The sequence below is a fragment of the Mesorhizobium tianshanense genome, assembly GCF_007830515.1.
GTDB classification, from domain to species: Bacteria; Pseudomonadota; Alphaproteobacteria; order Rhizobiales; family Rhizobiaceae; genus Mesorhizobium; species Mesorhizobium tianshanense.
This window is the reverse complement of the sequence record NZ_VLKT01000120.1, coordinates 1-5,775: the sequence shown is the minus strand read 5'-3', so window position 1 is coordinate 5,775 and position 5,775 is coordinate 1. Positions and strand designations below refer to the sequence as shown.

Annotated in this window: 7 protein-coding genes; 2 read left to right on the top strand and 5 right to left on the bottom strand. The window is 61.8% G+C overall.

What is annotated here, in order from left to right; all coding sequences use genetic code 11:
* From IQ26_RS38435 to rpsL, 4 genes are all read right to left on the bottom strand, one after another.
* Nucleotides 1-95 (bottom strand): GTP-binding protein (locus IQ26_RS38435; protein WP_032936484.1); only part of this gene is annotated, 95 nt, incomplete at its 3' end.
* Nucleotides 96-161: 66 nt separating this feature from the next.
* The gene (gene fusA, locus IQ26_RS38430) at nucleotides 162-2,252 is read right to left on the bottom strand and encodes an elongation factor G (protein ID WP_145723522.1); all 2,091 of its coding nucleotides are present in this window, start codon (nucleotides 2,250-2,252) and stop codon (nucleotides 162-164) included.
* 29 nt (nucleotides 2,253-2,281) lie between these two features.
* Nucleotides 2,282-2,752, bottom strand: coding sequence for a 30S ribosomal protein S7 (rpsG, locus tag IQ26_RS38425; RefSeq protein ID WP_008875664.1), 471 nt, complete (start codon nucleotides 2,750-2,752; stop codon nucleotides 2,282-2,284).
* 85 nt (nucleotides 2,753-2,837) lie between these two features.
* On the bottom strand, nucleotides 2,838-3,209 hold the full coding sequence (gene rpsL / locus IQ26_RS38420; protein WP_126042443.1) for a 30S ribosomal protein S12: 372 nt from the start codon (nucleotides 3,207-3,209) through the stop codon (nucleotides 2,838-2,840).
* A 463-nt stretch (nucleotides 3,210-3,672) separates the two neighbouring features.
* Between rpsL and IQ26_RS38415 the strand changes: the two genes are divergently transcribed.
* Both IQ26_RS38415 and IQ26_RS38410 read left to right on the top strand, forming a co-directional pair.
* The gene (locus IQ26_RS38415; protein WP_145723521.1) at nucleotides 3,673-3,954 is read left to right on the top strand and encodes a transcriptional regulator; all 282 of its coding nucleotides are present in this window, start codon (nucleotides 3,673-3,675) and stop codon (nucleotides 3,952-3,954) included.
* A 147-nt stretch (nucleotides 3,955-4,101) separates the two neighbouring features.
* Complete coding sequence (locus tag IQ26_RS38410; protein ID WP_145723520.1) at nucleotides 4,102-5,037, top strand: Gfo/Idh/MocA family protein; 936 nt, start codon at nucleotides 4,102-4,104, stop codon at nucleotides 5,035-5,037.
* A 481-nt stretch (nucleotides 5,038-5,518) separates the two neighbouring features.
* Here IQ26_RS38410 and IQ26_RS38400 read toward each other — a convergent pair.
* Nucleotides 5,519-5,775: group II intron maturase-specific domain-containing protein (locus IQ26_RS38400; protein WP_276316471.1), on the bottom strand; the 257-nt coding region annotated here is incomplete at its 5' end.

Here is a 5,775-nt window from a genome sequence, read left to right as displayed (position 1 = left end):
ATCGCCGCCGTCAGCGACGTCTTGCCATGATCAACGTGGCCAATCGTGCCGATGTTCACATGAGGCTTTGTACGCTCGAATTTACCTTTTGCCATGTGATCTCTCCATTCCTGCTCGCCCGTGCGGGCTTTGAATTAAGTTAGCGCTGCAACCCGTTCGAGTTACGCGTATTTCTTCTGGACTTCCTGAGCGACCGCGGTCGGCACCGGCTCGTAGTGATCGAACTGCATCGTATAGGCCGCGCGGCCCTGGCTCATCGAGCGCAGGTTGTCGACGTATTTGAACATGTTGGCGAGCGGCACCATCGCGTTGATAACCACCGCCACGCCGCGGGCCTCCTGGCCCTGGATCTGGCCGCGACGGCCGTTCAGATCGCCGATGACGCTGCCGACATAATCTTCCGGCGTCACCACTTCGACCTTCATGATCGGCTCGAGCAACTGCACGCCGAGCCTGGGCGCCGCTTCACGGAAGCAGGCACGGCCGGCGATTTCGAAGGCCAGAACGCTGGAGTCCACGTCATGGTAGGCACCATCGATCAGCGTCGCCTTGACGCCGATCATCGGGAAGCCGGCGAAAGGACCCGACGTCATGACGCTGTTGATGCCCTTCTCGACACCGGGGATGTATTCCTTCGGCACAGCGCCGCCAACGATCTTGGATTCGAACAGGAATTCGCTGCTTTCCGGATTCGGCTCGAATAGGATCTTGACCCGGGCGAACTGACCCGTGCCGCCGGTCTGCTTCTTGTGGGTGTAGTCCTGCTCCTGGCTGCGGGTGATCGTCTCGCGATAAGCCACCTGCGGCGCGCCGACATTGGCCTCGACCTTGAACTCGCGGCGCATGCGGTCAACGATGATGTCGAGGTGGAGCTCGCCCATGCCGGAAATGATCGTCTGGCCTGATTCCTCGTCGGTCTTGACGCGGAAGGACGGGTCTTCGGCGGCCAGGCGATGAAGCGCAAGGCCCATCTTTTCCTGGTCGTTCTTGGTCTTCGGCTCGATCGCGATCTGGATGACCGGATCGGGGAATTCCATGCGCTCGAGGATCACCGGATGCAGCGGATCGCAGAGCGTGTCGCCCGTGGTCGTGTCCTTGAGGCCGGCCAAGGCGACGATATCGCCGGCGAAGGCCTCTTCGACGTCGGCGCGCGAGTTCGCATGCATCTGCAGCATGCGGCCGATGCGCTCCTTCTTGCCCTTGACGGTGTTGTCGACCGACATGCCCTTGGTGAGCTTGCCCGAATAGATGCGGGCAAAAGTGAGCGAACCGACGAACGGGTCGTTCATGATCTTGAAGGCGAGCATCGACAGCGGCTCGCTGTCGTCGGCGTGACGCTCGATCTCGGCGTCGGTCTTGGCGTCGACGCCCTTGATGGCCGGCACGTCGGCCGGCGACGGCAGATACTCGACGACGGCGTCGAGCAACGGCTGCACGCCCTTGTTCTTGAAGGCAGAGCCGCAGAACATCGGGTAGAATTTCACCGCAATGGTGCCCTTGCGGATCAGCGCGCGGATCTCGTCATTGTCGGGCATCTTGCCTTCGAGGTAATTCTCGAGCGCCGTCTCGTCCATTTCGACGGCGGCCTCGATCATCTTCTCGCGGTATTCTTCGGCACGAGCCTTGAGGTCGTCCGGGATCTCGACGACGTCCCAGGCAGCGCCCAGCGTTTCGTCACGCCAGACCAGCGCGTTCATCTCGACGAGGTCGACGACGCCCTTGAACTCGGTCTCGGCACCGATCGGCAGCTGCATGACGACGGCGTGCGCGCCGAGGCGCGAGCCGATCATCTCGACCGAACGGTAAAAATCGGCGCCGATCTTGTCCATCTTGTTGCAGAAGATCATGCGCGGCACGCGGTACTTGTCGGCCTGGCGCCAGACGGTTTCCGTCTGCGGCTCGACACCGGCATTGGCGTCGAGCAGCGCAATGGCGCCGTCGAGCACGCGCAGCGAACGCTCGACCTCGATGGTGAAGTCGACGTGGCCGGGGGTGTCGATGATGTTGAAGCGATGCATCTTGCCGTCACGACCTTTCCAGAAGGTCGTGGTCGCGGCCGACGTGATGGTGATGCCGCGTTCCTGCTCCTGCTCCATCCAGTCCATGGTGGCAGCGCCGTCATGGACTTCGCCGATCTTGTGCGACTTGCCCGTGTAGTAGAGGACGCGCTCGGTGGTCGTCGTCTTGCCGGCGTCGATATGCGCCATGATACCGAAATTTCGGTAGTCTTCGATTTTATATTCGCGGGCCATGGGAGGTGCCTCTCAGTCTCGTTCGCGCTTTACCAGCGGTAGTGCGCGAAGGCGCGGTTGGCTTCTGCCATCTTGTGGGTGTCTTCACGCTTCTTGACGGCGGTGCCGCGGTTGTTGGCCGCGTCCATCAGCTCGCCGGAGAGGCGGTCGACCATGGTGGTCTCGTTGCGGTTGCGGGCGGCGGCGATCAGCCAGCGGATGGCCAGCGCCTGACGGCGCTCAGGGCGCACATCGACCGGAACCTGGTAGGTGGCGCCACCGACGCGGCGCGAACGCACTTCCACATGCGGCGCGACATTGTCGAGCGCCTGATGGAAGACGGTGACCGGCTCCTGCTTGGTCTTGGACTGGACCTGGTCCAGCGCGCCGTAGACGATGGTCTCGGCAACCGACTTCTTGCCATCATACATGACGGCGTTCATGAACTTGGTGACGATCAGATCGCCGAACTTCGGGTCCGGATTGATCTCACGCTTTTCTGCACTGTGACGACGGGACATTTTTTCTCTGCCTCAATTCTGCGTGGTGGCCTCAATCCCGGATCGTCGCTTCGCTGCGTCCGGGATGACCTTCGCTACGCTTCGGTCACTTCGGACGCTTGGCGCCGTATTTCGAACGGCGCTGCTTGCGGTTCTTCACACCCTGGGTGTCGAGCACGCCACGAATGATATGGTAGCGGACGCCAGGAAGATCCTTGACGCGGCCGCCGCGGATCATCACCACGGAGTGCTCCTGAAGGTTGTGACCTTCGCCGGGGATGTAACCGATGACTTCAAAACCATTGGTCAGGCGGATCTTGGCCACCTTGCGCAGCGCCGAGTTCGGCTTCTTCGGCGTCGTTGTGTAGACGCGCGTGCAGACGCCCCGCTTCTGCGGGTTCTGCTCCATGGCCGGGACCTTGTTGCGCTTCACCGGCGCAATGCGCGGCTTGCGGATCAGCTGGTTGACGGTAGGCATTAAACCCTCTTGTCTCTCAATTCCGTGTCTCGCCCGGTCAGGGCCGCTCAAAGCGTCATTTCCATACGCAAATTCGGGCCACAAACCGCGCCTCGCGGTCTTGCCCGAACAAATGGCAGAGGAAGCGGAAGCCGCTTCATGCACGCCGGAAATGTCTTTTCGCTCGTAAAACGAACCCTGTTTGAGGCAAACTCCAAAGCGCGTCGCTTCGGAAGGGAGAGCCTCACATCGGTTCTGACTGGCCGGCTTCTACTCGCAACCCTGTTGCCCGTCAACCCCGGAGCGCCAAATATTGCGCTGAAACCGAGGCTTGGCAGCCATGCGGCAAGCGCATGTAATTTTCTTTCGCCGTTTTGCAAGAGGAAGGAAGAAAGTGACCGGCTTCCGGCTGTCGTACAGCCAAGCTTCATGCGAAAAAGGCGGCATGAACAGCGCAAGTCCCCTCTCCCGGAGGAATCGGCCCGTGAACGACAATGACGAGCGCCCGGTCACCATCATCACCGGCCGGGTGTGGAAGAGGAAAGATGGCAAGCCAGAAGGCGTCCACGTCATGCTGGTCGCGCCTGATGACGATTCGGCGGTGCGCCGGGCGCTCGAATCACTGGCGGCCGAAGGCTACGCCGAAGCGGAGCTCGACCAGATCGGCGACCTGGACGGCGTGCCCGACGAAGAGCCACACCTGTCGGCCTATCAGGGCGCGCTCGAAGGTGAAGTGTCGATCGTCACCTTCGACGTTGCAGTCTAAGCAGGCCGATCCGAATCGGGGCGCATCTGAAACGGGGTCGATCTCGGCAGGCCGCCGCCAGGCCTCCCGCGGCTTGCCCGACATCGTTTCTCTGCTAAGAACCAATCGCTGCCAGGAGCAGTGCATTTCCAGTCCGCGGAGTCTCCCATGTCCAGGAATAGCGACCCCATCAAGCTCGGCATCGTCGGGGTGGGAAAGATCGTCCGCGACCAGCACCTGCCGGCCGTGGCGAAGGACCTGGACTACCGCCTCGTCGCCGCCGCCAGCCGGCATGGCAAGGTGGACGGCATCGCGAACTTTCCAACGATCGAAGCAATGCTCGACGCGGTGCCGGAGCTCGAGGCGGTGTCGCTCTGCATGCCGCCGCAGTTCCGCTACGACGCCGCGCGGACAGCGCTGGAAGCGAAGAAGCACGTCTTCCTGGAAAAGCCGCCCGGCGCCACGGTCAGCGAGGTCGAGGACCTGAAAGCACTGGCGGCGGCAAACGGCGTCTCGCTGTTCGCCAGCTGGCATTCGCGCTATGCGCCGGCGGTGGAGGCCGCGCGCGCGTTCCTCGGCTCGACCCAGATCAGATCGGCAGCCATCAACTGGAAGGAAGACGTGCGCCGCTGGCACCCCAACCAGGACTGGATATGGGCCCCAGGCGGCTTCGGCGTGTTCGACCCCGGCATCAACGCGCTGTCGATCGCGACCCACATCCTGCCGGCGATGTTCATCACCTCGGCAATTCTCGATTTTCCCGAGAACCGCGCAGCCCCGATCGCCGCACATATCGCCTTCCGGACCTCGGACGGATTGCCGGTGACGATGGAACTCGACTGGCGCCAGACCGGCCCGCAAAGCTGGGACATCCTGGCCGAGACGGACAAGGGCGCGATGGTGCTTTCGGGCGGCGGATCAAAACTCGCGGTCGACGGCCGCGTCGTTCACGAGGAGCCGGAAGCGGAATACCCGATGCTCTACAGGCGTTTCGCCGAGATCGTGCGCGCCGGCGTCTCCGATGTCGATCTCGCCCCGTTGCAGCATGTCGCAGACGCCTTCATGCTGGGTAGGCGCAATGTCGTGGAAGCGTTTTTCGACTGAGGGCTTGGTGACATCCCTCCTGACCAAGCGATCGTCGTTTAGAGGTTTCACATCGGTGAGCTCAGAACCCGGGTTTCAACCCGGCGATCAGTTTGGCTACCTGATCGCACTTTGTCTTTAGCCTTACAAGGTCGGATAGCCCCATGTGTTCCGTAGCAATATTGAAGAGATATCTCGCAATATCGCTTGCTCTAGCACCTCGATCCGTCGACATCATGTACACTTCGTCCGCATAAGCGTCATATTCATCCGCGGCGCGTGGTATCTCCCTGACACCGATAGGATCCCACTCGTGAAGCAAGATTTCTCGAATCCGAGAATGTCGTTCGTTCATTTCGATAGTCATCTTCTATCCTCATCGCCCGATGACCGCCCGCAACAGATTTAGCAGCAATCCTCAAATCGGGATAGGGGGGAACCTTGCGGTTCCTCCCCTCCCACACCACCCTGCGTACGGGCCCGTACAAGGCGGTTCGGTTGGTTATGCGGCATTGGCAGGGGCGAGGAAAGCGAGGCCGATGCTTGCGAGGAAAGCGTTCGGCAGGGCAATGGCGAGCGCTGGGCTGTTGCTGATGCGCCAGGGACCATGCGCGCTGCCGGCGGTTTGTGCCGCCAGCTCGTGCCCGACGCCCCGGCGACGCAGCTCCGCAAAGCGGGTGCGCCCGCGCTTCCATTGCTTCCATGCAATGGATCGAAGCCTTCGCCTGATCCACTGGTCGAGGCTGCGCAACACCGACG